This is a genomic window from Peloplasma aerotolerans (assembly GCF_030012175.1).
Lineage (GTDB): Bacteria > Bacillota_I > Bacilli_A > Acholeplasmatales > Acholeplasmataceae > Peloplasma > Peloplasma aerotolerans.
In genome coordinates this window covers 42,540-68,579 of sequence record NZ_JASCXW010000007.1, presented here as the reverse complement: position 1 = coordinate 68,579, position 26,040 = coordinate 42,540, and the positions used below count along the sequence as shown (strand labels likewise).

22 protein-coding genes are annotated in these 26,040 nt (G+C 33.5%); 17 read left to right on the top strand and 5 right to left on the bottom strand.

Annotated features, from left to right (window positions below):
- Positions 1 to 35: 35 nt before the first annotated feature.
- The 4 genes from QJ521_RS03645 to QJ521_RS03630 form a co-directional block, all read right to left on the bottom strand.
- Entirely contained in the window at positions 36 to 1,466 is a 1,431-nt protein-coding gene (locus QJ521_RS03645; RefSeq protein WP_282839068.1) for a M20/M25/M40 family metallo-hydrolase, read from the bottom strand.
- Complete coding sequence (locus QJ521_RS03640; protein ID WP_282839067.1) at positions 1,463 to 2,122, bottom strand: hypothetical protein; 660 nt, start codon at positions 2,120 to 2,122, stop codon at positions 1,463 to 1,465. The genes QJ521_RS03645 and QJ521_RS03640 overlap by 4 nt, the downstream gene beginning before the upstream one ends.
- A 1-nt stretch (position 2,123) precedes the next feature.
- The gene (locus QJ521_RS03635) at positions 2,124 to 2,855 is read right to left on the bottom strand and encodes a DUF5058 family protein (protein ID WP_282839066.1); all 732 of its coding nucleotides are present in this window, start codon (positions 2,853 to 2,855) and stop codon (positions 2,124 to 2,126) included.
- Between the two features lie 92 nt (positions 2,856 to 2,947).
- Complete coding sequence (locus tag QJ521_RS03630) at positions 2,948 to 4,192, bottom strand: 6-phosphofructokinase (protein WP_282839065.1); 1,245 nt, start codon at positions 4,190 to 4,192, stop codon at positions 2,948 to 2,950.
- A gap of 198 nt (positions 4,193 to 4,390) precedes the next feature.
- Between QJ521_RS03630 and pfkA the strand changes: the two genes are divergently transcribed.
- The 7 genes from pfkA to QJ521_RS03595 all read left to right on the top strand — a co-directional run bounded on the left by pfkA (position 4,391) and on the right by QJ521_RS03595 (position 14,293).
- Positions 4,391 to 5,341: a 6-phosphofructokinase gene (pfkA, locus tag QJ521_RS03625; protein ID WP_282839064.1), complete on the top strand. Its 951-nt coding sequence runs from the start codon at positions 4,391 to 4,393 to the stop codon at positions 5,339 to 5,341.
- Between the two features lie 52 nt (positions 5,342 to 5,393).
- Entirely contained in the window at positions 5,394 to 8,018 is a 2,625-nt protein-coding gene (ppdK, locus tag QJ521_RS03620) for a pyruvate, phosphate dikinase (protein ID WP_282839063.1), read from the top strand.
- 360 nt (positions 8,019 to 8,378) lie between these two features.
- Positions 8,379 to 10,082 carry a Na/Pi cotransporter family protein gene (locus QJ521_RS03615; protein ID WP_282839062.1) on the top strand — a complete coding sequence of 568 codons (1,704 nt, stop codon included), beginning with the start codon at positions 8,379 to 8,381 and terminating at the stop codon, positions 10,080 to 10,082.
- Between the two features lie 4 nt (positions 10,083 to 10,086).
- Entirely contained in the window at positions 10,087 to 12,051 is a 1,965-nt protein-coding gene (uvrB, locus tag QJ521_RS03610) for an excinuclease ABC subunit UvrB (protein ID WP_282839061.1), read from the top strand.
- A 24-nt stretch (positions 12,052 to 12,075) separates the two neighbouring features.
- Complete coding sequence (locus tag QJ521_RS03605; protein WP_282839060.1) at positions 12,076 to 12,696, top strand: GDSL-type esterase/lipase family protein; 621 nt, start codon at positions 12,076 to 12,078, stop codon at positions 12,694 to 12,696.
- A gap of 68 nt (positions 12,697 to 12,764) precedes the next feature.
- Positions 12,765 to 14,030, top strand: a complete 1,266-nt coding sequence (locus tag QJ521_RS03600) for a tetratricopeptide repeat protein (RefSeq protein ID WP_282839059.1) — start codon at positions 12,765 to 12,767, stop codon at positions 14,028 to 14,030.
- Positions 14,018 to 14,293 carry a hypothetical protein gene (locus QJ521_RS03595; RefSeq protein ID WP_282839058.1) on the top strand — a complete coding sequence of 92 codons (276 nt, stop codon included), beginning with the start codon at positions 14,018 to 14,020 and terminating at the stop codon, positions 14,291 to 14,293. Before QJ521_RS03600 ends, QJ521_RS03595 begins: the two co-directional genes overlap by 13 nt.
- Positions 14,294 to 14,329: 36 nt before the next feature.
- Here the strand turns inward: QJ521_RS03595 and pepT are convergent, their stop codons facing one another.
- A complete protein-coding gene (gene pepT / locus QJ521_RS03590) occupies positions 14,330 to 15,544 on the bottom strand; it encodes a peptidase T (protein WP_282839057.1) in 1,215 nt (404 codons plus the stop codon).
- Positions 15,545 to 15,730: 186 nt separating this feature from the next.
- Between pepT and QJ521_RS03585 the strand changes: the two genes are divergently transcribed.
- The 10 genes from QJ521_RS03585 to QJ521_RS03540 all read left to right on the top strand — a co-directional run bounded on the left by QJ521_RS03585 (position 15,731) and on the right by QJ521_RS03540 (position 25,998).
- A complete protein-coding gene (locus tag QJ521_RS03585; protein WP_282839056.1) occupies positions 15,731 to 16,090 on the top strand; it encodes a hypothetical protein in 360 nt (119 codons plus the stop codon).
- 14 nt (positions 16,091 to 16,104) lie between these two features.
- The gene (locus QJ521_RS03580) at positions 16,105 to 16,515 is read left to right on the top strand and encodes a DUF2089 domain-containing protein (RefSeq protein ID WP_282839055.1); all 411 of its coding nucleotides are present in this window, start codon (positions 16,105 to 16,107) and stop codon (positions 16,513 to 16,515) included.
- 28 nt (positions 16,516 to 16,543) lie between these two features.
- On the top strand, positions 16,544 to 16,927 hold the full coding sequence (locus QJ521_RS03575; protein ID WP_282839054.1) for an SHOCT-like domain-containing protein: 384 nt from the start codon (positions 16,544 to 16,546) through the stop codon (positions 16,925 to 16,927).
- A gap of 110 nt (positions 16,928 to 17,037) precedes the next feature.
- On the top strand, positions 17,038 to 18,816 hold the full coding sequence (locus tag QJ521_RS03570; RefSeq protein WP_282839053.1) for an ABC transporter ATP-binding protein: 1,779 nt from the start codon (positions 17,038 to 17,040) through the stop codon (positions 18,814 to 18,816).
- On the top strand, positions 18,797 to 20,584 hold the full coding sequence (locus tag QJ521_RS03565) for an ABC transporter ATP-binding protein (RefSeq protein WP_282839052.1): 1,788 nt from the start codon (positions 18,797 to 18,799) through the stop codon (positions 20,582 to 20,584). The genes QJ521_RS03570 and QJ521_RS03565 overlap by 20 nt, the downstream gene beginning before the upstream one ends.
- A 96-nt stretch (positions 20,585 to 20,680) precedes the next feature.
- Complete coding sequence (locus tag QJ521_RS03560; protein WP_282839051.1) at positions 20,681 to 22,066, top strand: TldD/PmbA family protein; 1,386 nt, start codon at positions 20,681 to 20,683, stop codon at positions 22,064 to 22,066.
- Positions 22,066 to 23,376, top strand: a complete 1,311-nt coding sequence (locus QJ521_RS03555) for a TldD/PmbA family protein (protein ID WP_282839050.1) — start codon at positions 22,066 to 22,068, stop codon at positions 23,374 to 23,376. Before QJ521_RS03560 ends, QJ521_RS03555 begins: the two co-directional genes overlap by 1 nt.
- Positions 23,377 to 23,392: 16 nt before the next feature.
- Positions 23,393 to 24,385: an aldo/keto reductase gene (locus QJ521_RS03550; protein WP_282839049.1), complete on the top strand. Its 993-nt coding sequence runs from the start codon at positions 23,393 to 23,395 to the stop codon at positions 24,383 to 24,385.
- 115 nt (positions 24,386 to 24,500) lie between these two features.
- Positions 24,501 to 25,325, top strand: a complete 825-nt coding sequence (locus QJ521_RS03545) for a ZIP family metal transporter (RefSeq protein ID WP_282839048.1) — start codon at positions 24,501 to 24,503, stop codon at positions 25,323 to 25,325.
- A 16-nt stretch (positions 25,326 to 25,341) separates the two neighbouring features.
- Positions 25,342 to 25,998, top strand: coding sequence for a metal-dependent transcriptional regulator (locus QJ521_RS03540; protein ID WP_282839047.1), 657 nt, complete (start codon positions 25,342 to 25,344; stop codon positions 25,996 to 25,998).
- Positions 25,999 to 26,040 lie beyond the last annotated feature (42 nt).

The following is a 26,040-nucleotide window of genomic DNA, read 5'->3' as shown; positions in this document are numbered from 1 at the left end:
TCTCCAAGGTGGTTTTGTTTATATAGAACTATGATTTATAATTGATCAATTAAATTCAAGTAAAAATTAACACCATGGACCACATTATCAATCGTGATATCCTCATCAATTCCATGGATCTTAGCTAAATCAGCTTTTGAAACATCCATAGGTGAGAACTTATAAACTCGCTCACAGATTTCATGATAATGTCTAGAATCAGTCGTAGCAACCATTAAGTATGGAGCAACAATAACATCTGGCCATGTTTGACAAATTGCCTTTTGTAGCATGCTATATCCTTCATCTACTAATGAAACTGTAGAAGCTTCACAGACTGCAGTTGTTTCAATATCAATATTAGGGTTTTTGATTACCTTCTTAATCTTTTGAATAACTTGTTCAGATGTTTCACCCTGCCTTAATCTATAGTTAACACCAATTGAAGCAGTGGAAGGTAATACATTGATAGCTTGACTACCTTCAGCTAATGTAAATGCTTGAGTCGTTCTAAACATCGACAAGAATTCTCCGCCAGTTTTTTTAGCTATTATTTTTACGATTGGGAGAAATAACCATAAGTTAGAAAACAATATTTTAATACCTAAAGATTTTGAATGAGGCGCTAAAGCATAAAATAATTGTTTAACAGGATAGGTCATCTTCAACTTAAACTGTTTATTTTTATTTAATAATGTTACAGCCTTAGCTAAATCAGTAATCGGGGTGTCCTTCGGAGGTGTAGATGCATGACCACCTTTTGAATGTGCAGTCAGCTTAATGTTCAAAAATCCTTTTTCAGCAATACCGACAACAGCAGCTTTTTGCTTAACACCAGGAAACATCTTAGAAACGATAGCTCCACCTTCATCAAGTACCAAATAAGGCTTAATACCTTGTTCTTTAAAGTAATGAACAATAGATGGTGCAGATGGTCCGAAAACTTCCTCATCACCTGAAAACGCTAGATAAAGATCGTTTTTAAATGTTTTATCATTTAATAAAGCGTGTTCAACAGACTCCATAACCGCATTCAAACTACTTTTCGTATCCAATGCACCGCGCCCATAAACTGAAGTTTCATCTATTTTTCCACTAAACGGATCATGTTTCCATTCTCCAAATACAGGAACAACATCATAATGGGACATTAAAACGATAGGTTTTTCATCGGAATCACCTTTGATGTGAAACAAAACACCAGCCTCATGTTCGCTATACGTTGCTACTTCATTGATTTTAGGATATCTTTCCTTAAGAAAGTCTCTAAATTTCTTAAACTCATTTCGATCGACTTTTTTTTCATCTAAATTTGAAACAGTCTTAAACTGCAACATTTTAGATAAAGATTCTATAACTCGCTTCTCATCAATTTCATGTTTTTTCTTCATTTCTGGGAATTGATTAGGTTTAAACTTAACTGTTCGTGTAACCACTACGAGTATAGCAATAATTGGAACTAAAAGTAATGCATACCATTCTGTCATTCAATCATCCCTTTCTTATAAAGGATTCTTGCTGTTATAAGAGATATAACAACACCTACGGGTACCATAATACCGACCAAACCAGCACTACCTGGAACGAATAAGAAGAAGATGACCATAAAAATGATTGGTACCATTGCAACCTTAACACGTTTCATAACATAGACAATCCCTAAAGCACCAAATAACGCAGGGATAATATTTCCAAATGCAGGTTGTAATGCTTCAGATTCTAATAATGGAGTTAATGGAATAATCAATATAGCACCAACTAAAATAATTAATGTTGTAATAATACTACTAGATGCAACTGCTATTGTTGAAAAAACATCTCCATCCTCAGTTCCCTTTTCAATTTCCAATGCATCTTGAGCATTGAGTGCTGCAGGGACTTTTAAGCTTGTTAAATTGCCAGTAACAAATGCTAAGTAACTGCTCCCTGTACCAAGCATTGGTGTGAAAGTAAAGACTTCAATTGTAGTTACTGGCCAAAAAATAATCGCAGTTGCTAGAAAACCAGGGAAAAAGTGTTCTAATGTTGGCCAAACACCTGTGACAAGACTTATGATTAATGGTACACTAATGAATAAAACTAAAGCGCCAATCATCCAAAGGCGACCTTCAAAATGTAATTGATCTTGATATGATCTCTTCATATTATCTTACCCCCAAACTTGCATAAAGAATTGCTAATGCCATCGCACCAACCATGGAAAGAGGTAAAGCATAGTTTTTCAACCAATCCCATTTATATTTTTTCATTAATAATCCAAACACAATAATAAGACCCGCAGAAGATACTAAAACCAATATCGCAAGTAAAGATATATAAGTTTCGCTATCAACTGTGATAGGTGCTACAACGTAACCTACAAATGCTGATATCATACCAAGGAACAAAGCATCCATCATAATCCCATTCCATGTTTGATCTTTTTGTTTGATTTCCTTCATTTTCCCACTCATCTTCTTAAAAAACAATGGAATGATAAATAATGGAGGAATACACCCAAGTGTCATAACCCATAATGCAGTGACAATAATCTCTGGTGATAAGGTATCACCTATGTTTAAATTAAATACACCACTTATAACATTGATTGCTGCTGGTAGTTCATAAGTAACAGCACCCAATGTTCCCAATCTTAATCCAGCAATCATCGGACCGAATACTTTACTTAAAGCAACCAATCCAATTAAGATTGCTAATGATGGAGCAATACTAAAAATCATCGATGATGTGATGGTTTTATTGATTTGCTCTTTTGTGTAACCTAAAGCAATTGCTTTCTTCCTAGCTTTAAATAAAAAAACAGCGGATTGCATTAGAACATAGGCAAAAACTATACCTACAATCAAATAAATCCACCATGAACTCAGAAATCCCATATATGGCACCCTCTTTACTGTCATTTTATATCATTATATACTATTTTTCTTATATTATAACAAAAAGAAAAGGCGCTTTCGCGCCTAATAAGTTATTTTTTAACAACTCTTACTTTTTTAAGTTGTGCAAATCTAGGAAGCCCATCTACCAATTTAGCTTTTGATTCTCCCTGAATTAAAGGTAGTGCATAATCGATATACTCTTGTGTCATACCTTTTCCATCAGGTAAGATCCACTCAAGAGGTACTTTTTGTTCTGTATTTGCCGCTAGTCTAAGTGGTAACATAACATACTTTATTTTATAAGGATTGCTAGATACACGCTTAAATCCAACCATTTTATCTGTTGTTCCAGCAACTGCAGCTTTAACAGCTTTTACACCAGATTTAAATGCTTCTTCAACGTCAACTTTTGATGCTAGGTGAGCAGCTGATCTTTGCAAAAGACTAAATTCGATTGCTCTTACTTTTGCATCAATTCTATTCGCAACTTCATTAGCTAATACTTGAGCTGTTCCACCAAGTTGTGCATGTCCAAAAGCATCTGTTTTTAACTCACCATATTTTTCGGGAATATACTTTCCATCTTCAGTTTTGATACCTTCACTGACTGCAACAATCACTTTCCCTTTTTTATCTAATACTTTGTGAACTTGCACAAAGAAGTCTTCTAAATCAAAAGGTATTTCAGGTAGATAAATCAAATCGGGACCTTGATTTTTCATTTGAGCTAGAGCAGCTGCAGCTGTTAACCAACCAGCATTTCTACCCATTACTTCAACGATTGTAATCATCTTTGTATCATATACTGTTGCATCATGATATAACTCCATTAAAGTTGTTGCAACATATTTAGCTGCACTTGCATATCCTGGAGAGTGGTCAGTTGCATTTAAATCATTATCGATAGTCTTTGGAACACCAATGACATTACAAGCATACTCGGACTTCTTAAAGAACTTGCTAATTTTATTACAAGTATCCATTGAGTCATTACCACCGTTATAAAAGAAGTAACGGATATTGTACTTTTTGAACACTTCTAAAAGGCGCACATATTCACTGTCATCTTTTTTAGGATCCTTCATTTTATATCTGACACTACCGATTGCTGAAGAAGGTGTATTCTTAAGTAACATTAATTCTTCAACATCTTCTTGCTTGATATCATAGAAATCTTCATTCAATATACCTTTGATTCCGTGGATTGCTCCATAGACTTCAGTAATATTTTCTTGTTTAAGTGCTTCAAGAAATACACCGGCTGCACTTGCATTAATGACACTTGTTGGACCGCCTGATTGTCCAAGAAGTGCTGCTCCTACTAAATTTTTCATATTATCACCATTCTTTTTCATTTTTATATTCTATACCATTGTTATTGTAACACAAACATGAAGCAATTAATAAGCAAATACTGAAATAAAACGTTTCCATAATTTACCAAAATGTAAGGTTTTCACATGCATTTTAACCGGTATATATGCTATAATGGTGTTGCAGTATGTTTTTTTATATCAAGGGAGTAAAAGTTTATGAAAATCGGAGTTTTAACATCAGGTGGAGATGCGCCTGGAATGAATGCTGCAGTGCGTGCGGTTGTGCGTGTTGGAGATATTCACGGTCATCAAGTTTATGGTATTCGAGATGGATATGCTGGACTTATTAACGATGACATGTATTTATTGACACACGAAAGTGTCTCAGGAATGATTGCTTTAGGTGGAACTTTTTTAGGAACTTCGAGATCCGAAGATTTTATGAAAATAGAAGGTAAACAAAAAGCGGTTAACAATTTACTAAATAGAGGCATTGAAGCATTAATTGTAATCGGTGGTGATGGCACTTATCGAGGAGCAATGGATTTAACCAAATTGGGAATAAAAACCATAGGTCTTCCAGGTACAATTGATAATGATATTCCAGGAACAGATTTTACTATAGGATTTCAAACTGCAGTTGAGACAATCGTTGACGCAATTGATAAACTTAGAGATACCTCAACTTCACATCAACGATGCAGTATCGTTGAGGTTATGGGAAGACATTGTGGTGACTTAGCTTTATACGCTGGAATTTGTGGAGGTGCAGAATTTATTGTTACTCCTGAAAATCCAATGAATAAAGACCAAATCATCAGTAGGTTAAAAAAACATAAAGCAGATGGTAGAAGACATGCAATCATCGTTTTAACTGAAAACATTATTGATGCGCATGATTTTGCTAAAGAAATTACTGAGAAATCAGGTTTTGACTCTAGAGCTACAGTTTTAGGATATATTCAAAGAGGTGGGTCACCTTGTCCTGAAGATCGAATTTTAGCATCTAGATTGGGTACATATGCTGTTGAACTTCTAAATGATGATATATATGGTGTATGTGTAGGTGTTAGAGATAATAGAGTGATTCATTTACCTTTTGCTAACGTTGTTGGTCAAAAGAGACCGAAAAATGAACTCTATAAGATGGTTAAAAAAGTTTCATAAGTTTTATTTTAAGATATAAATAAAAATTTAAATAGAAGAAAGGAAATAAACTATGACTAAATTTGTATATTTATTCAAAGAAGGTAATGCGACAATGAAAAACCTTCTTGGTGGTAAAGGCGCGAATCTAGCTGAAATGACTTCACTAGGTATGCCAGTTCCACAAGGATTTATTGTAACAACTGAAGCTTGTATTGATTACTATGCTAAAAAGAAAGTAATCTCAACAGAAATAATTGAACAAATCAATGAAGCTTTGGAAAAAACAGAAAAAGAAGCAGGTAAAAAATTCGGAGATTCTAACAATCCGTTCTTAGTATCTGTTAGATCAGGATCAAGAGCATCAATGCCAGGCATGATGGATACGATTTTGAACTTAGGTTTAAATGATTCATCTGTAAAAGGATTGGCTAAGTTGACAAACAATCCACGCTTTGCATATGACTCATATCGACGTTTTATTCAAATGTTTGCTGATGTTGTTATGGACATCGAAAAAGCGAATTTTGAAGCGTTGCTTGAAGAAATGAAAGAACATAAAGGTATTGAGCTAGATACAGATCTTAGTGCGGATGACTTAATTGAACTCGTTGGTAGATTTTTAGCTAAATATGAGGAATTAAAAGGTGAACCATTCCCACAAGATCCAAAAGTTCAGTTGATTGAAGCAATCACTGCTGTATTTAGATCATGGGATAACCCACGTGCGAACACATATCGTAGATTAAACCACATTCCTTACGAATGGGGAACTGCAGTAAACGTTCAAGGCATGGTTTTTGGAAATATGGGCGAAGATTCAGGAACAGGTGTTGCATTCTCTAGAAACCCATCTGATGGAACTGATGAACTATATGGTGAGTATTTATTTAATGCTCAAGGTGAAGATGTTGTTGCGGGTATCCGTACACCAAAACCTATTTCTGAACTAAAAAAAGATAACCCTTCACTATATGAAGAATTCTTTAATATTTCTAAAAAATTAGAAGCACATTATCGTGATATGCAAGATATGGAATTTACAATTGAAAAAGGTAAATTGTACATGCTTCAAACGCGTAATGGTAAACGTACAGCTCAAGCTGCGTTGAAAATAGCTATTGATTTGGTTGCTGAAGGTGTTTTAACTGAAAAAGAAGCAATTCTTAAAGTAGAACCATCACAATTAGATGCTTTATTACATCCTCAATTTAATCCTAAATCGTTAAAAGAAGCAAGAGTAATTGCTACTGGATTAAATGCATCACCTGGTGCAGCAACTGGGCGCATTGCGTTCAATTCTGACCGTGCTAAAGAAATGAAGAAGGCTGATGGTCTTCCTGTCGTTCTTGTACGTCAAGAAACATCTCCAGAAGATATCGAAGGTATGATCGTAGCATCAGGTATTTTAACATCACGCGGTGGTATGACATCACATGCAGCAGTTGTTGCTCGTGGTATGGGGACTTGCTGTGTTGCAGGTGCTGGTGCAGTGCGTGTGTTTGAATCTAAAAAATATTTTGAAGTTAATGGCGAAAGATTTAATGAAGGTGATTGGATTTCATTAGATGGTTCAACTGGTAAAGTTTACGGACAAAAAGTTGAAACAATGGATGCAACAGTTTCAGGAGATTTTGCTAAATTAATGGAATGGGCAGATAAATATCGTGCACTAAAAGTTAGAACAAATGCTGACAATCCAAGAGATGCAAGAGTTGCTTATAACTTTGGAGCTGAAGGTATCGGTCTATGCCGTACTGAGCACATGTTCTTTGAACCAGATCGTATTCCTGCAGTTAGAGAAATGATCGTTGCTAAAAATAAAGCTGAAAGAGAAAAAGCTTTAGCTAAGCTACTTCCTATGCAAAGAGAAGACTTTATCGGACTTTATAAAGAAATGAAAGGTTATGCTGTAACCATTCGTTACTTAGATCCACCATTACATGAATTCGTACCAACTGATCCAAAAGATATTGAAGCTTTAGCTAAAGAAATGGGTCTAAGTTACGATATGCTTAAAGGAACGATTGATGACTTACATGAAACTAATCCTATGTTAGGACATCGTGGTGTTCGTTTAAGTGTTACATACCCAGAAATCGCTAAGATGCAAACACAAGCGGTTATTGAAGCAGCTATTGCTGTAACAAAAGAAGGTATGACAATTATTCCTGAAATTATGATTCCTCTAGTAGGAGAATTAAAAGAACTTAAATATGTTAAAGATGTAGTTGTTGAGACTGCAGATGCGATTATTAAGGCTTCAGGCGTTAAGTTAACATACACAGTTGGAACAATGATTGAAATTCCACGTGCTGCATTAATGGCTGATGAAATTGCAAAAGAAGCTGAATTTTTCAGTTTTGGAACGAATGACTTAACACAAATGACATTTGGATTTAGTCGTGATGATGCTGGTAAATTCTTAGCTGAATATTACGAAAAGAAAATATTTGCAAATGATCCATTCGCGCATATCGATATTTTAGGTGTTGGTAAGTTAATGGAAATGGGTGTTAAATTAGGTAAACAAACAAGACCTAATCTAAAACTTGGTATTTGTGGAGAACATGGTGGAGATCCTGTATCAGTTGAGTTCTGTCATCAAATTGGTTTAGACTATGTTTCTTGTTCACCATTTAGAGTACCAATCGCAAGATTGGCTGCTGCACATGCAAACATTAAAAATCCAAGATAAATATTGTTAAATACGATAAGGGATGTGGAATTCACATCCCTTTTTTGTTTTGTTATAGATAATATTAATCATAGAAACGCTTTCAATTTGCAAACTTGTCTCACACTGCTATATCTATGATATAATACAATAGGGAATAATCGTTTTAGTTGCATAAAAAATATGATTTAGTAATAAAGGAAATTCAAATAATTATGATGATAATAAAACACCAATTAATTAAATTGAACCTACTAACTACTAAGATAAAGATATAAAAACAACATGATTGGCATCATCTTAATGATGCTTTTTTCATGAGTCCATAGATAGAATTGAATAGTCGTAAAAAAACATATGACATAATTAAAGGAGAAGTTTATGACTGTAGCAGCGTTTATGCTTGGTGATGAAATACTATTTGTTTTGGGAGGTTTAGCACTCTTTATTTTTGGGATTAACCTAATGAGTGATTCTTTAAAAGCGGCCGCTGGAAACAAATTGAAAATGATTATCGAAAAATCTACAAATACTCCGTTGAAGGGGATATTTGTTGGTATCGCTTTAACTGTACTGATGCAAACATCATCTGGTACAACTGCATTAATGATTGGTTTATTACGTGCAGGACTGTTGACTCTACCGCAAAGTGTTGGGATCATTATGGGTGCGAATATCGGGACTACGGTAACTGCATTTATTATCGGTTTACCGGTGGCTGATTATGGACTTGCAATGTTATTTGTTGGGGTCATTATGACGTTTATTAAGCAAAGAAAAGTTCACCATATTGGTGGTATTCTTGCAGGTTTAGGGATGATTTTTGTTGGTTTGAATACCATGTCAATGGGATTGAAACCTATAGCATCAACCCAAGCTGCAGAAAGTATGTTTCTTGCGTTTTCTAACAACTGGTTATTAGGTACTGTTTTTGGAACATTATTCACAACATTAGTCCAATCATCATCAGCATCGATTGGTATTCTACAACGTCTTTATGCGCTTAATGCAGAAGGCATTGACTCTATTGCTTTAACTGGTGTTGTACCTATTTTGTTAGGTGCAAATATCGGGACTACAATTACTGCATTTTTAGCATCATTAGGTGGAAACACTGAAAGTAAACGTGCTGCATTTGTCCATATCTTGTTTAACGTTGTGAGTGCGGTAATTTTCTTGATTTTCTTGCTACCATATGAGGCATTGGTTTTATGGTTTGAAACGAGATATTTACAACCTTATTCAATGCTAACCATTGCATTTGCTCATGCTTTCCAAAATATTGTGATGACATTCATCTTGTTCTTCTTTATTAAACAAATGATCTTTCTGGCCAAGTTTTTTGTCAAAGATAAATTTGAAAAACAAATACCAGAAGAAATGTTTGATGAGAAACTTATCCACGAGTCTCCGGTTTTGGCCCTCGAATTTGTTAAAAAAGCAATTTTATATATGGGTTCAATAGTTAAAGATTATTTTGAAATCGCAAGAGAATATAGTTTTAAAGAAAATTCTAAACTTGTTCAAGAAGCATATACGCATGAAATGATGATTGATACTTATGACCAGAAATTGCATGACTACTTAATTAAAATTTCTCAAACTGGACTAGATCCAAAAGATTCATTAAAGTTATCAAGGGACTTGGATACGATTAGAGACTTTGAAAGAATTGGGGATCACTTAACGAATATTGTTGAATTCTTTGTTGAAAGATATCAAGAATCTCAACTACTTTCAGAAGAAGGTGGAAGAGATTTAGCTGAGCTATATCAAGTTTTAGAAGATATGTTGAATCATACATTAAATTGTTTTGAAACGAATAGTGTTGAAGTTGCACAACATGTTGTTGAATTAGAAGACGTTGTTGATGATATGGAAGAAAAATTTAGATATCGTTATATCGAACGTTTGAAGAATGGCGATGTAACATTTGTTATTGCAGCAAACTTTGCTGATATTCTTGCCAATCTAGAAAGAATCGGTGACCATTTGTTAAATATTGCAAGTTCTGTTATTGAACCAATGTATATCCCTCAAAGTATTGCAGTTCCAAAACCTCACGAGGTAGACAAAGATATATAAGGATGTGAATCAATTGTTTGATCTTAAAGCACCGTTTACACCGAAAGGTGATCAAATAAAAGCGATTGAAAAACTAAATGAAAATATCCAAAATGGTATAAAAGAACAAATTCTTTTAGGAGCAACCGGAACCGGTAAAACGTATACGATTGCAAACATCATAGAAAAAACACAAAAGAAAACCTTAATACTCGCCCCAAACAAGACCTTAGCCGGTCAGCTTTATGGCGAACTTAAGGCTTTTTTTCCCAATAATCGTGTAGAATATTATATTTCCTACTATGATTACTTTCAACCAGAAGCATATGTCGTTTCTACAGATACTTATATCGAAAAAGATTCATCGATTAATGATGAAATCGATGAGATGAGACATAGTGCAACCGCATCACTTCTCGATAGTGAAGATGTTATCGTCGTTGCGTCTGTATCTTGTATCTATGGGATTGGTGACCCTGAGGATTATAAAAACTCAATGATCGCGGTTCGCATAGGAGACGACTATGGTCGTGATCGATTAATTAATAAGTTAGTTGAACTCACTTATCAAAGAAATGATATAGATTTTCACAGAGGAACTTTTAGAGTCCGTGGTGATTCAGTTGAGGTTATTCCAGCATATGAACGAGCAAATGGCATCCGCATTTCTTTTTTTGGTGATTCAGTTGAAGAAATCAAACGCTTTGATGTCTTAACAGGTCAAGCGGTTGAAGCACTTAATTATGTCACAATATTCCCAGCTACACACTTCATGACCAATAAAGAGAAATTAAAGGAATCCATAAGAAGAATAAAAAACGAACTTCAAGAACAACTCGCATATTTTAAAGATAACAATATGTTATTAGAAGCTCAACGTATAGAACAAAGAACCAAATATGATATGGAAATGCTAGAAGAAATAGGAATATGCAGTGGGGTTGAAAATTACTCAAGACATTTAGCACTTAGAAAAGCAGGGGAAACCCCTGCGACACTTATGGATTTTTTTGGCGATGACTTTTTAATGATTGTCGATGAATCACATGTTACAATTCCCCAAGTTAGAGGAATGTATTTTGGAGATCGTTCAAGAAAAACAACACTTGTTGAACATGGGTTTAGATTACCTAGTGCACTTGATAATAGACCACTACAGTTTGACGAGTTTGAAAACAAGCTTAAAAACGTTATTTATTTATCTGCGACACCGGGTCCTTATGAATTAGAAAAAGGGATTCCAATTATAGAGCAAATCATACGTCCAACATATTTACTAGATCCCATTATTGAAGTTAGACCAACTGAAGGTCAAATGGATGATTTGTATTTCGAAATTAAAAAGCGAATTGCGAATAATGAACGTGTATTAGTAACAACTTTAACCATTAGAATGAGCGAAGATCTATCTGCTTACTTCAAACAGTTAGGACTCAAAGTTACTTATCTTCATAGTGAAATCAAATCACTAGAAAGAATTACTATTTTAAGAGATTTAAGAATTGGTAAATATGATTGCTTAATCGGTATTAACTTATTAAGAGAAGGACTAGATTTACCAGAGGTTTCATTGGTTGCAATCTTAGATGCTGATAAACAAGGATTCTTACGTAGTGAAAGAAGTTTGGTTCAAACCATTGGTCGAGCAGCAAGAAATCAAAATGGTCGCGTCATTATGTATGCTGATAAAGTCAGTGCGGCAATGGATTATGCGATAAATGAAACCAATAGAAGAAGATCGATTCAGCTTGAGTTTAATGAAAAATATAATGTCGTTCCTGTATCCATTCAAAAAGATATAAGGGATAAGATTAGTCTTAAAGAAGAATTATTGGAAGAAGAAAAAGATTATACGAAATTAACGAAGAAAGATAAAGACAAGATGATTAAGAAGCTTGAATCACAAATGAAAGAAGCTGCTAAAAATCTTGACTTCGAAAAAGCTGCAGAATATCGAGATTTATTATTTGAATTAAAGACAGAAAATTAACTTTATATCGAAAGAGGTTTCTAAATGAGTGAAAAGCGTGAAAACATAAAGGCAATCATTAAAGCTGATTATGAAAATAAAGTAAAAAAATTTAAGCAGCAAAATGAGACCCAAAAAATCATCTTTTTAGGTGATTCAATCGTCGCTTATTTTCCGTTGAAAAAGTTTCATTTAGAAAATAAAGTCGTCAATCACGGAATTCCAGGAGATACAACACCAGGTGTGTTAAATCGCTTAACAGAAACAATTCGACTAGAACCAAGACATGTTATTTTAAGCGTTGGGTCTAATGATTTAGTATTAACAAATCTATCTATGGACGAAACGATAAAAAACATTATTGAAATTAAAAACAAGATCGAAAAAGAAACTCAAAAAAAAGTATATATTATGAGTTTAACACCCATGCTAAAAGACCATGCATTAACGAATATCGATTATGTTGAAGGCAGAACCAATGAACAACACTTAAACATTAATGACCAACTTAGAAAGAGAATTAATGCTCATGAATTTATAGATCTCTATCAACTTTTTTTAGGTGATGACAGTCAGCTTTCTCCTGATTTAACAACAGATGGTATTCACCTAAATGAAAAAGGTTATCAAATTTATTTTGACGCAATAAAGCATTTGTTAGACTAGTCTTTTTAGATGTCTTATTCACAGTAAAATAGATTCATTTATGTTATGATTATGTTGGAGTTGATTATATGAATGCAAACACCCATTATCAAGCGGGTCTATCAAATTATTTACTAAATACACCAAAGAAAAATATCATGGCAGCGATTGAACATTTCAATCAAGCAGCCGTTTTAGGTCATGCTGATGCTCATTATTTTCTTGGTCGCTTTTATGGGCTTGGAGATGGTATATCTTTAGATCAAGGAAAAGCAATCGAACATTATAAAAAAGGTGAAGAACTGGGTAGCAATAAATGTGGATATGCTTTAGGTTTAATGTATCATACTGGGACAGGTGTCGAAAAGGATGAAGACACCGCTAAAGACTATTTCAAACAAAACTATCAAGTGCTCCTTAGTGAAGCTCAAAATAATGATCCTGTAAGCATGCACATATTAGGTACATATTTCTATTATGGCTTTTCTATACAACGTTATATATTTGCTGCAATGGAATGGTTTATCAAAGCTGCAGATTTGGGATACAGCGATTCACAGTATATGTTGGGTATGATTTACGAAACACTCAATCATGATGACGAGAAACAAAAAGACAAAGCAAAGCATTATTATGAACTTGCAGCTAAGCAAGACCATCCATATGCACAGTATGCATTAGGCATATGGGCGATTGAAGAAGAAAGATGGAGCAATGCAGTATTCTATCTTGAAAAGGCTTCAAACCAGCAGTATGGGCTTGCTGCATATACATTAGCAATGTATTACCATGAAAAAGAACCTAAACACCCATTGAAGGCATTCGAATGGTTTATGGTTGCTGCTAAGCAAAATCATACGGAATCAGAATATTATGTTGGACTTTATTATCAAAATGGTAAAGGTATTCCAGTTAATATTGAACAAGCAATTCATTGGTTTGAAAAAGCAGCCTTAAAAAAAGATAAGAATGCTTTATATCATTTAGCAATGATTTTAATTAAACAAGAAAGTAAAGATTATAAGAATATTGCAAAGCTTTTAGAACAAGCAGCTCAACAAGATCATGCACACGCTCAATATAATTTAGCAGTTATGTATCAAAAAGGTGATGGACTAGTTCAAAACATGGAAAAAGCATTTTACTGGTACGAGAAAGCAGCAAACTCAAATCTAGCGATTGCACAGTATAATTTAGGGATGATTTACTTTGAAGGTTCAATCGTAGAAAAAGATGAAAAAAAGGCTAAAGAGTTATGGCAAAAAGCTGCAGACCAAGGTTTGGAGGTTGCAGTCAAACTTATGTTATCAATTAATAACTACGAGAAACTGCAAAAAAGCACATGGCAGTCTTAAAGTATAGTTATTTAATATTTGGTGTTTTACTTTATATAGTCATCAATGTCATTTCATATACGAACCCCAATTTTGGTGGTGAACTTGGTATGAAACTATTATTTAGCACAGCATCACTATTTCTAATGACTTTAAATTATTCGATTATTTTATTTTCAGAGCGTTTATTTCATAAACCTTTTCATGCGTTTTCAACTTACGTAAAGGTTTCGCTATATTTAGGTGTTATCGTAACACCATTAATCAGTTTATATTATACGTAATCATAAACTGGCAACAAAAAAAGGGAATATTCCCTTTTATTTTTTTACACTTAATTTCACAATCTCAATTAAAACTTGCACTGCCTTGTTCATTTGTTGAATTGAGCAAAACTCCATACGACCATGGAACTGATATCCGCCAGTACCTAAGTTAGGGCACAATAATCCTTCATAAGTTAATCTTGCTCCATCAGTACCACCTCTAATAGGCTTAGTAGAAGGCGTTAGACCAACATTTTGAACAGCTTTTTTCGCTAAATCAATAATATGCATATGGTCTTTAATAATCTCATACATGTTATAGTAACTATCTTTTACCGATAATTCAACTGCTTGATAACCATATTTTTCATTCATGTATTTGCTGATTCTTTCAAACTCACTTTTCTGTTCTTTAAATTTATTCATATCATGATTTCTAATGATATAACTAGATATAGCTTGCTCCACTTCACCCTTCATACCAGTTAAATGATTAAATCCTTCATAGTTTTCAGTAAATGCAGGATTCAAAAATACAGGTAATAATGAATGAAATTCCATACCAAGATGCAATGCATTAATCATTTTATGCTTAGCAGAACCCGGATGAATGCTTTTTCCAGTGAATTTTACTACAGCAGTTGCTGCATTAAAATTCTCATACTCGATAATACCAACTTCATCCCCATCTGCAGTATATGCAAAATCAGCTTTGAAATAATCATAGTTAAAGTGGTCTGCACCTTGACCAATTTCCTCGTCCGGTGTAAAACAAATATAAATGTCACCATGCTTAACATCAGGGTTAGCCACAAAATACTCAGCTAACTCCATAATTTCAGCAACACCACATTTATCATCAGCACCCAATAAAGTATTGCCATCAGTTACAATAATATCATCACCAATAACTCTTGATAAACTAGGATAATGACTGGGGTCCATAGATAACTTATCATTTAGTTGAATGACTGAACCATCGTAGTTTTCGATAATTCTCGGGTTAACATCTTTACCTGGTGCATCAGGAGAAGTGTCGACATGAGCGACAAACCCTATCGCAGGTGCGCTTTCTATATTCTTTTCTATTTTTGTATAAACATAACCTAAATCATCTAGAAAAGCATCTAGTCCTATATCTTTTAACTCCTTAACTAAAACTCTACTTAAATCCTTTTGTTTTTCGGTCGATGGTGTAGTTGTTGACTCATGATCTGATTGTGTATCGATTTTTACATATCTTAAAAAGCGTTCAATTAATCTATTCATTTTGATATACCTTCCTTCTTTATGTCATATTATAACGCAAAAAGCTCCAAAAAAACAGGAAATATGAACAATTTCAAGGCAAAAATTAATTATTTTAATCAAAATCACACAAAAGTGTTGACAAACATCTAATAAATCAATATAATTAAAGTACAAATTAAAAATATTAATTAAGGCGGTGACAAAATGACAAAATATGAAGTGTTAACTAAATTAGAAAAAAAAGAACTCAATAAAAAGAAGGCATATCAACTTTTGTATAATCCCTATAAGGAAAGAAAACCTCAAAGAGCTGGTTTCGTTAAAATAAAAGTAAGGGTTCCAGATGAAAAAGCGGCAAATATGCTTTTAGGTATCATTTTGCTTTTACCCCTACCTATATTTTTAATTAAATGGATCTTGTTAAAACGATTTAAGAATCAAGAACAAATCAGTGAACAATTTCCAATGTCACCAAGTGAACTTATCGATTTGATATCGATGAAAGGTGTTAAAGTTAATATAAGTACAAAAACAAATGAAAGAATATTGATAAAAACAATCTAAAGGAGATGAATTAAATGAAAGAATCCAATAAAGTCAATGTTAATCCCGTTATATCAATGTGTCCAATATGTAAAAATGATTTAAGAGTAGCTAAGTTACATTGCGATCATTGCCATACTTCCATAGAAGGATCATTTACATTATCAAAATTTAACTATATGGAATCAGAGAAGTTATACTTCATAGAGATATTTGTAAAGAACAGAGGTAACATTAAAGCAATCGAAAAAGAACTTAATATAAGTTATCCGACTGTTAAGAAGATGTTAGACGATGTCATCATTGCTTTAGGTTATACACCAGAAACTGTTGATGACGAAGTTGAAAAAGAAGAACCAAGAGTGTCTAAAGCAAGTATTCTAGAAAAAATTGAACGAGGAGAATTATCTGTTGCTGATGCATTAGGTCTTCTCAAGAAAAAATAGGAAACATATAGAAAGAAAGGTGAACGAAATGTCAAAAGATCAATTAAAAGAAGGAAGAATGAAGATATTAGATTTACTAGCTAAAGGCATTATCAAAGCAGATGAAGCAGAAAACTTACTATCAGCTATGGAAAAACCAGAAGTTAGATTTGCTGAACAAACTGTTAATATTAAGAAACCACCGTTTAGAATGTTACGTATCTTTGTTGATTCTAAAGATGGTGACGTTGTAAAAATCCAGATACCAATTGAATTTGCCAAATTACTTAAAACTGGAAAATTTAATGTTAACTTACAACAATCTGATATCGACATTGACTCATTACTAGAAATGATCAATGCAGGTGTAGAAGGCGAACTTGTTAATGTGCAATCTGCTGATGGCGACACAGTTAGAATCGTTGTTGACTAAATCAAGTTTAATTAAATAAGTTTTCAATAGGGCGTTGATGAACGTCCCTATTGTTATGTTATAGAGCATATACAACAAAATGTATATTTGCATCATGTAAGGAGAAAAATATGTTACTAGGAAAGCATTTTCGCAAGTATTACCTTAAATACTCGCTTTTCTTTTTATTGGGAGCTAGCGTACTTATCGTTGTTGACTGGTATCAACTTGATATACCACGTTTAGTTGGGGGAATTATTGATACATTAAATTCAACCAATCCTGATGTCGACGCTGTAGAAGCAGCGATCATAAGAATAGCTGTATTAGCAGGAATCATTACTGTTGGACGTTTTATATGGAGATATACGATTTTTGGTGCTTCAAGACGAATCGAATATCAATTAAGAAATACTATGTTTGGTCATGCAACCAAACTTTCACAAAGTTTTTATAACCAAGAAAAAGTTGGCGGGTTGATGGCACATTTCATCAACGATTTAGAAGCTGTTAGAATGTCTTATGGGCCTGGAATATTAATGCTAATCGATGGGTTAACATTAGGTATTTTTGCTGTATATCGTATGGCTAGACTAAATCCTAGATTAACCTTTTATGCAGCAGTTCCAATGGTTATTTTAACAATTTTATTAGTCTTCATTAGAAGAACAATTTCAGCGCGATTTAAAGAAAGACAAGAGTCGTTTGAAAAACTAAGTGATTTTACTCAAGAAAACTTTTCTGGGATTACGGTCATTAAAGCATTTGTTAGAGAAATGAAAGAGGCTATGTTTTTCAGTAGAAGAAACTTAGATTTATACGATAAACATATTAAGTTTATAAAATTTATCATTATTATTAATATTGCTGTTGGCGTTGCACTTAACGTCGTCATTCTTTTCATTGTTGTTCTTGGTAGTTTATTGGTGATTAATCGTGATGCTACAGGCATGACTGCTGGACAACTTACTGAGTATTTAAGTTACTTCTTTGCTCTAATATGGCCAACCATGGCACTTTCTCAGTTTATTCAAATTCATAGTCAAGCAAAAGGTAGTGCACAAAGAATTGCAAAATTCTTAGATCATGAAATTGATGTTAGAGACCATGAGGATGTTGAGTATGTTGAAGACTTAAAGGGTAGCATTCAAGTTAAGGACTTAACTTTTAAATATCCAGATGGAGATTCACCAGTTCTAAAGAACGTAAGTTTCGATATTAATGCAGGTGAAATGGTCGGGATACTCGGTCGTACTGGTAGTGGTAAAAGTAGTCTCGTTGACTTATTGCTGAAAATTTATAATTTAGATCACAATCGGATTTTTATTGATGGTCATGATATTATGCGACTTTCAGTTAAATCTGTTAGAAATACTATAGGGTATGTTCCTCAAGATAATTTTTTGTTTTCTGAGACAATTATTGACAACATAGGATTTTCGATGGAACATCCAACTGAAGAGGATGTCATTGAATCTGCTAAACTAGCAGATGTCTATGATAATGTTATGGAGTTCAAGGAAAAGTTTGGAACAATTCTTGGAGAACGGGGTGTAACAGTTTCAGGTGGTCAAAAGCAAAGAATTAGTATTGCAAGAGCACTAGCTAAAAACCCTGAAATCTTAATACTAGATGATTCAGTTTCTGCTGTTGATACAAAAACTGAAGAAGCAATCATTAAAAACCTTCATCGTATTAGAAAAGGGAAAACAACCATTTTTATTGCTCACCGCATATCTACGGTTAGAAAAATGGATAAGATTATTCTATTTGACCAAGGCGAAGTGGTTGCTATTGGAAATCACGCACAACTGATGAAAACATCACCACTATATCAAGATATGGTGAAACGTCAAACATTAGAAAACTTAGTTCAAGGAGGTGCAGTCAATGAAGGACTTCAAGGATAATACTCGTGAACGAAGTGATAAGGAAGTTTTAAGACGCTTAATCTCATACATGAAACCTTTTAAAAAGGAGTTTATCATTATTTTTATTCTTCTGATTATCGGTTTAAGTGTCCAACTCATTCCACCGTTATTGATTGGGTTGACAGTTGATACGGTAGCAAGCGAAGTTTTATTAAGAAATGAAAAAATTACTTATATTATTACAATTAACGTTATCTTTATTGTGAGTCTTGTAATTGGTAATACAGTTCAATATATTCAAAGTGTTATGCTACAAAAAGTAGGACAAAAAACAGTTGTTAATTTAAGAGATGAAGTTTTCAATCATATTGAGAATTTGTCCATTGGGCAAATCAATCAAGTACCAGTAGGAAAACTAGTAACTAGAGTAACCAATGATACCAATGCGATTAGTGAAATGTATACAAATATTGCATTAAACTTAGTTAGAAACTTTTTAAGTGTCATCGGTATTTTAGTTATTCTGTTCATCATTAATGTAAAAATGACTTTAATTCTTTTAATTGTCATGCCGTTCTTGTTGTTAGCTACATACTTATTTAGAAGGTTCTCAAGAGCATCATATCGAAGAGTTAGAGCAAATGTTTCAGAAGTTAACGCATTCTTATCAGAAAATCTATCGGGAATTAAAGTAACTCAAATATTTAATCAAGAAGATAAAAAGATTAAGGAGTTTAATGAACGTAGTACAAAACTGAAAAAAAGTTATCTTCAAGAAATTATGGTTTTCGGGATATATCGTCCTATCGTGTATGCATTATCTATGGTTGGATCTGTTATTATCCTTTGGGTGGGTTATCAAGAAGTATTAGCAGCAGTTATTACTGCAGGGTTCTTGTTTAGTTATTTTATGTATGTTGGAGATTTCTTCCAACCAATACAACAACTAGCTGAGCAGTTCAACTCATTGCAAAATGCTTTTGCAAGTGCAGAAAAGATATTTGATGTATTAGATACGAAACCTGATATCGTTGATGACCCGGATGCGATTGAAATCAAATCATTTACCGGATCTATTGAGTTTAAGGATGTTTGGTTTCAATATATTCCTGATGAATGGGTCTTAAGAAACGTCAGTTTCAAGGTCAATCCCGGAGATACGGTCGCTTTTGTTGGCGCAACCGGTTCAGGTAAAACAACGATTTTATCGCTTATTGTTAGAAACTATGAAATCCAAAAAGGTCAAATATTAATTGATGGTATTGATATTAGAAAAATCAAAAGATCGTCACTTAGAAAACATATTGGCCAAATGCTACAAGATGTCTTCTTGTTTAGTGGTACAATTTTAGATAATATTACGTTAAGAGATGATAGTATCACAAAAGAAGAAGTTATTGCTGCATCAGAATATGTAGGAGCAAATACTTTTATTGATAAGCTACCAGATGGATATGACCATGTTGTATTAGAACGTGGAAATAACTTTTCTAGTGGACAAAGACAATTAATATCATTTGCTAGAGCTTTGGTCTATAAACCTAGTTTAATGATTTTAGATGAAGCAACAGCAAACATCGATAGTGAAACCGAAGAATTGATTCAAGAATCATTAGAAAAAATGATGAACATCTCAACGATGCTTATCGTTGCTCATCGATTATCGACGATACAGCATAGTGATAAAATCATTGTGATGCAAAAAGGCGAAATCAAAGAAGAAGGCAGTCATCAAGAGTTATTGAAACAAAAAGGGTTATATTATAACCTCTACAAACTTCAATATGATGATCAAGAGACATTATAATATTTTAGTTAAAAGGATTGGTGTCCAATCCTTTTTCTATTAGTTGTATTCATAAGCAATTTACATTAAAATAGAATAGAGAAAAGAGGCAATGATATGTTAAGTAAAAACGAGATACAGAAATTATTGAATGAAGCATTATTAACAGGAGCTGATTTTGCTGAAATTTTTATTGAAGATACGAAATCATCTTTGATCAAAGTCATCAGCGGAGAAGTGACTTCAATCGATCGTGGAAATGTGTTTGGTGCAGGCATTAGGTTAATACTAAATACTGATGAAGTTTATGGGTACACCAACAATGTGACTTATGAATCTTTATTAGAAGTTATCACTAACCTTAGAGCTTCCTTTAATGGCAAAATCCATAAAGCTAAATCTTTAGGTGATCAAAAACCATTTATAAGTCACATAAAAAAACCAATGGATAAAGTACCTACTATAGAAAAAACAAATATATTACAGGAGTTATCAAATCTTATCAAAAATTATAATCCAAAAATTGTTCAAGCAATAACACAGTTGTTAGAAAACGAGCAATCGGTTTTAATTGCGAATAGTGATGGTATTTTCCAAGATGATGTTAGAACACATACTAGAGTTGTCTTGATGGCAGTTGCTCAAGAGAATGGGTTGATGCAACAAGCTTATGAAGGACCAGGTCGTTATATGGGTTTTGAAATATTTGATGCAATTGATACAAGAAAGCTTGCTTTAGAGGTTGCCGAAAGTGCAGTTCAGTTATTATCAGCAGAAGATATGACTTCTCAAGTTATGCCTGTTGTCTTGCATAATGGTTTTGGTGGGGTAATTTTTCATGAAGCATGTGGGCATCCTCTTGAAGCGACATCTGTTGCAAAAGGTTTGTCTCCATTTGTTGGGAAGTTAGGCGAAAAAATAGGTTCAGATCTTGTGACTGCATATGATGATGGAAATGTAGACAGCGCATGGGGTAGACTTAATTTTGATGATGAAGGCATGGAGACACAAAAAAATCTATTAATCGAAAATGGAGTTTTAAAAGGCTACTTAATTGATTATCGTAATGCTAGAAAAATGAAGATGAAACCGACTGGTTCAGGCAGAAGACAATCTTATAAATATTCACCAACTTCAAGAATGAATTCAACTTATATTGCTCCAGGTAAAGATAAGTTTGAAGATATTATTAAAGATACTAAATATGGATTATTCGCCAAAAAACTTGGCGGTGGAACTGTTGTTCCAGCAACTGGAGAGTTTAACTTTGCAGTTCAAGAAGGCTATATGATTGAAGATGGTAAATTAACAAGACCTGTAAGAGGAGCTATGCTTATTGGACACGGTAAAGACATATTATTTAAGATAGACAAAGTTGCTGACAACCTAGAACTAGGACAAGGAATGTGTGGATCAATTTCTGGAAGTATTCCTGTTGATGTTGGCCAACCAACTATTCGTGTATCATCAATGACTGTTGGTGGATCAGGAGGACAAAAGTAATGTATAAAAAATGGATAGAGTTAGGATTATCGAAAGGGTTAAAAGACTTAGAAATATTTGCTGTTCGCAATCGGAGCTTAAAGTTAGGTGTCTATCAAAACGAACTTGATCAACACGTTCAAAGTGATGTTGAAGTTGTCAATATACGAGGGATTTATAATCACAAATTATCAACAATTAAATTCGAAAACCTTTCAACAAGCAACGTTGATCAAATGCTCGATCAACTTATAGAAAACGCTAAGGCATTAACTATTGAAGAACCAGCTATTATTTTTGAAGGCTCTCCATCTTATCCAGAGGTTAAAGATGAGATTTATGATTTTAGTAAAATAAACGTCCTAAACAAAATAGAACTGCTTAAAGATTTAGAAAAAACAATATTAACAAACAAGTATGTGTCACAAGTTCAAACATCTGTGTATCAAGAAAATGATACAACGACAACATTAATTAATTCCAAGGGGCTTTATTTAACAAGAAGAAATACATATGCATATGCTTATGCCATCGGAGTGTTTAAAAAAGATGATGATATTAAAACAGCATATGACATTAAACTTGTTAAATCATTTGAGCAATTTGAGGCTAAAAAAATGGCAGAAGAAACAATACATAAAGGCGTTTCTAAATTAGGAGGGTCATCGATTCCTTCTAAGTCATATCCTATTGTTTTTTCGAATGAAAAATTCAGCGACTTATTACAAGTATTTTCAACAATCTTTTCTGGCGAATCGGCATACCGAAATTTAACAGCATTAAAAGATAAAGTAGGTCAAAAAATAGCAAATGAATCATTTAATCTCATAGATGATCCGCTACATAAAGATGCATATTTTCAAACACCATTTGATGATGAAGGTGTCGCTTGTAAAAAGAGATATGTCGTTGAAAAAGGTGTATTTACTGGATTCAACCATAACCTAAAAACAGCGAAAATATATAATGTTGAACCAACAGGTAATGGCTTTGGTGGAGGGATTTCACCAACCAACCTTTATTTAGAACCTAAGGCTAAATCCTTTGATGATATTATCAAAGATATACAAGATGGTGTATATATCACAGAACTTGTAGGTCTTCATGCTGGTGTAAAAACTGTATCAGGTGATTTCAGTTTACAAGCATCAGGTTTTAAAATAAAAGCTGGTGAAATTGACCATCCTGTTAAGATGATTGTTATATCTGGAAACTTCTTTGATATGATCAATGAGATTGTAGAGATTGGCTCAGACCTCAAATTTGGTTTAAGCGGTATTGGCAGTCCAAGTGTTTATATCAAACGTTTAATGGTAGGCGGAGAAGTATAAAAAAAGGAGTGAAATAATGTTTAAAGCAGATTCAAAACGGTATGAAAAAATGATTTATAGAAGACTAGGGACAAGTGGTTTGAAACTTCCGGTTATGTCATTTGGCATGTGGATGAATTTTGGTAGAGATAACGATTATGAAGTATGCAAAAAAATGATACATGAAGCATTTAATCATGGCATCACACATTTTGATTTGGCTAATAATTATGGACCACCTCCAGGCTATGCTGAAGAAGTAATGGGTAAAATCTTGAAAGAAGGTTTAATGGATTATCGAGATGAACTTATCATTTCTACAAAAGCTGGATATTATATGTGGGAAGGACCTTATGGAGACTTAGGTTCAAGAAAATATTTAATGGCAAGCATCGATCAATCATTAAAAAGATTAGGGTTACCATATGTTGATATTTTTTATCACCACAGATTTGATTATGATACAGATTTAAGAGAGACGATGTTAGCCCTTCGTGATATCGTTTTACAAGGAAAAGCATTATACATAGGATTATCAAATTACAATAGTGAACAACTAAAAAGAGCGCATTTAATATTAAGTGAACTGAATGTGCCTTACGTTATTACTCAACCTTCGTATAGCATGTTAAATCGTTGGTTAGAAAAAGATCAATTATTAAAAACACAATATGATTTAGGTGGAGGTACAATTTGTTTTAGTGCACTCCAACAGGGATTATTGACTAATAAATATATTGACGATATTCCTAAAGATTCAAGAGCTAAGAATCCCAATTCATTTTGGTTAAAGGAAAAGGATATCACACCTGAGTTAAGAGACAAACTTAAGAAGTTAAATGAAGTCGCTAAAAAAAGAGGCCAATCCATTGCACAACTTGCACTTGCATGGGCAATACGAGATGAAAAAATGACATCAACACTAATTAGCACATCAAAACTTTCTCAACTTCATGAAAATTTAAAAACATTAGAAAACCTAACATTTTCACAACAAGAGTTAGATGAAATTGAAAACATCATAACTTAAACACATAAGAGCCTTCATTGGCTCTTTTTTATATTGACAAAAGTTATAAATAATGCTATATTTAAAATGGTTTTAAGGTATTCCTTAATTTAGGAAAGAAAAAAAGGTGAAAATAATGCTGGCATGGTTTATGGGTCTTGAGGTTTGGGTACAAGCATTGATTGGTACATTATTTACGTGGGGAATGACTGCACTTGGGGCATCATTTGTATTCTTCTTTAGATCAATTAAAAGAGAAATGTTTAATTTGATGCTAGGGTTTGCATCTGGTGTGATGATAGCTGCTAGTTTTTGGTCCCTTTTAGCACCAGCTATTGAAATGGCTGATGAACAAGGAGCGATATCTTGGTTGGTTGTTGCGATTGGTTTTTCACTTGGCGGGATATTTTTATACATCGCAGATAAAACAATACCGCATATGCATTTTGGTTTCGATCATGATAAAGAAGGTATACCAACAAAATTAAAAAGAAACATATTGTTAGTCTTTTCAATTACGCTTCATAATATTCCAGAAGGTTTAGCTGTTGGTGTTGCTTTTGGAGCAATCCATTATACAACAGGTAGTATTTTGGGAGCTACATTGTCTGCTATCGGTCTTGCAATTGGTATTGGGATTCAGAACTTTCCAGAAGGTGCTGCAGTATCTATTCCATTAAGACAAGAAGGTATGTCAAGAAGAAAAGCATTCTTTTATGGACAAGCATCGGGGTTTGTTGAGCCTATCGCTGGTGTTTTAGGTGCTATACTCGTGATTTACGTTAGCACTATTCTTCCTTACGCATTAGCATTTGCTGCAGGAGCAATGATTTATGTTGTTGTTGAAGAGTTAATTCCTGAAGCACAACAAAAAGTGACGCCTAAAGGTGCACATTATGCTGTATTAGGTGTTATGGTCGGGTTCATTATGATGATGATGCTAGACGTAGCATTAGGTTAATAAGAAAGGTGATAGTATGAATCGAGCAGAAGAAGATTATATAAAAACTATATATGAGTTAACTGTAGAAAAAAGACAATCTTTAATTAAGTCTAATGAATTATCTGAGCGATTGGGTTTTAGTGATCAGAGTGTCAATGAAATGGTGAAAAAACTAGAAACTAAAGGACTTGTCTCGTTTATCCCATATAAAGGTATTTCTTTGACATCAAAAGGAAAAAAAGTAGCCATTCGAATGATAAGATCTCATAGAATTTGGGAAGTTTTTTTAACTAGCAAATTGGGGTTTTCATGGGAGAATGTTCATGAAGATGCAGAAAAACTTGAACACGCAACAAGTGACCAAGTACTTGATAAACTATACCAATACTTAGGAGAACCAAAATATTGTCAACACGGTAATCCGATTCCAGATTTTGAAGGCCATATGGAACCTCTCAAAAGTGTTGCTATTGAAGATATGGAAGTTGGAAGTGTTTTTGAAATTTCACGCGTGCTAGACTTCAAGGAATTGCTAGTTCATTTAAATGAGCAAAACATCAAATTATATGACCAATATGAAATAGTAGATAAAGATAATTTCAGTGGAATAATAAAACTTAAAGCCGGAGATTCTATTAAAATAATTAGTTCAAAAATCGCAAAAATGATCTTTGGAACGAAGATAAAATAACCAGTAATTATAGTTTTGCAACTGTTTGTGGACAAAGTTTAA

Coding starts and splice junctions, on each gene's coding strand:
- QJ521_RS03645 (WP_282839068.1), bottom strand. CDS start 1,466: ATGACAGAATGGTATGCATTACTTTTAGTTCCAATTATTGCTATACTC.
- QJ521_RS03640 (WP_282839067.1), bottom strand. CDS start 2,122: ATGAAGAGATCATATCAAGATCAATTACATTTTGAAGGTCGCCTTTGG.
- QJ521_RS03635 (WP_282839066.1), bottom strand. CDS start 2,855: ATGGGATTTCTGAGTTCATGGTGGATTTATTTGATTGTAGGTATAGTT.
- QJ521_RS03630 (WP_282839065.1), bottom strand. CDS start 4,192: ATGAAAAATTTAGTAGGAGCAGCACTTCTTGGACAATCAGGCGGTCCA.
- pfkA (WP_282839064.1), top strand. CDS start 4,391: ATGAAAATCGGAGTTTTAACATCAGGTGGAGATGCGCCTGGAATGAAT.
- ppdK (WP_282839063.1), top strand. CDS start 5,394: ATGACTAAATTTGTATATTTATTCAAAGAAGGTAATGCGACAATGAAA.
- QJ521_RS03615 (WP_282839062.1), top strand. CDS start 8,379: ATGACTGTAGCAGCGTTTATGCTTGGTGATGAAATACTATTTGTTTTG.
- QJ521_RS03605 (WP_282839060.1), top strand. CDS start 12,076: ATGAGTGAAAAGCGTGAAAACATAAAGGCAATCATTAAAGCTGATTAT.
- QJ521_RS03600 (WP_282839059.1), top strand. CDS start 12,765: ATGAATGCAAACACCCATTATCAAGCGGGTCTATCAAATTATTTACTA.
- QJ521_RS03595 (WP_282839058.1), top strand. CDS start 14,018: ATGGCAGTCTTAAAGTATAGTTATTTAATATTTGGTGTTTTACTTTAT.
- pepT (WP_282839057.1), bottom strand. CDS start 15,544: ATGAATAGATTAATTGAACGCTTTTTAAGATATGTAAAAATCGATACA.
- QJ521_RS03585 (WP_282839056.1), top strand. CDS start 15,731: ATGACAAAATATGAAGTGTTAACTAAATTAGAAAAAAAAGAACTCAAT.
- QJ521_RS03580 (WP_282839055.1), top strand. CDS start 16,105: ATGAAAGAATCCAATAAAGTCAATGTTAATCCCGTTATATCAATGTGT.
- QJ521_RS03575 (WP_282839054.1), top strand. CDS start 16,544: ATGTCAAAAGATCAATTAAAAGAAGGAAGAATGAAGATATTAGATTTA.
- QJ521_RS03570 (WP_282839053.1), top strand. CDS start 17,038: ATGTTACTAGGAAAGCATTTTCGCAAGTATTACCTTAAATACTCGCTT.
- QJ521_RS03565 (WP_282839052.1), top strand. CDS start 18,797: ATGAAGGACTTCAAGGATAATACTCGTGAACGAAGTGATAAGGAAGTT.
- QJ521_RS03560 (WP_282839051.1), top strand. CDS start 20,681: ATGTTAAGTAAAAACGAGATACAGAAATTATTGAATGAAGCATTATTA.
- QJ521_RS03555 (WP_282839050.1), top strand. CDS start 22,066: ATGTATAAAAAATGGATAGAGTTAGGATTATCGAAAGGGTTAAAAGAC.
- QJ521_RS03550 (WP_282839049.1), top strand. CDS start 23,393: ATGTTTAAAGCAGATTCAAAACGGTATGAAAAAATGATTTATAGAAGA.
- QJ521_RS03545 (WP_282839048.1), top strand. CDS start 24,501: ATGCTGGCATGGTTTATGGGTCTTGAGGTTTGGGTACAAGCATTGATT.
- QJ521_RS03540 (WP_282839047.1), top strand. CDS start 25,342: ATGAATCGAGCAGAAGAAGATTATATAAAAACTATATATGAGTTAACT.